Here is a 505-nt window from a genome sequence, read left to right as displayed (position 1 = left end):
TGCGCTGGCGTCGGGGGTGCAGGCGCCGGGGCTGGTCAGTGGGACGGCGGGTGAGGGTGCGCGGGTGGCGGTGCTGTTCTCCGGCCAGGGTGCTCAGCGCCCGGGGATGGGGGCTGAACTGTATGGGGCGTATGAGGTGTTCGCTGATGCCCTGGACGAGGTGTGCGCGTACTTCGACGTGGTGCTGGACCGGCCGCTGCGGGAGGTGATGTTCGACCAGGATCCGGCGGACCTGCACACCACGGTTTACACGCAGCCGGCGTTGTTCGCCTTCGAGGTGGCGTTGTTCCGGCTGGTGGAGTCCTGGGGGGTGCGGGCCGATGTTCTGGCCGGGCATTCGATCGGTGAGCTGGCTGCCGCGCATGTGGCGGGGGTCTTGGACCTGCCGGACGCGGTGAAGCTGGTCGCGGCTCGGGGCCGGTTGATGCAGGCGCTGCCCGTGGGGGGCGCGATGCTGGCCGTCCAGGCCGACGAGGCCACCGTACGGGAGGCATTGGCCGGCCAC

At 70.9% G+C, this 505-nt stretch carries 1 protein-coding gene; it reads left to right on the top strand.

Features of this window, described 5'->3' with window-relative positions:
* The coding region (locus K7G61_RS36055; RefSeq protein ID WP_225851372.1) for an acyltransferase domain-containing protein at positions 1-505 on the top strand (505 nt) is incomplete at both ends.

This window comes from Streptomyces sp. HPF1205, assembly GCF_020400825.1.
GTDB lineage: Bacteria > Actinomycetota > Actinomycetes > Streptomycetales > Streptomycetaceae > Actinacidiphila.
Note: the sequence above shows the minus strand (reverse complement) of the source record. Positions and strands in the feature narration are given on the sequence as shown.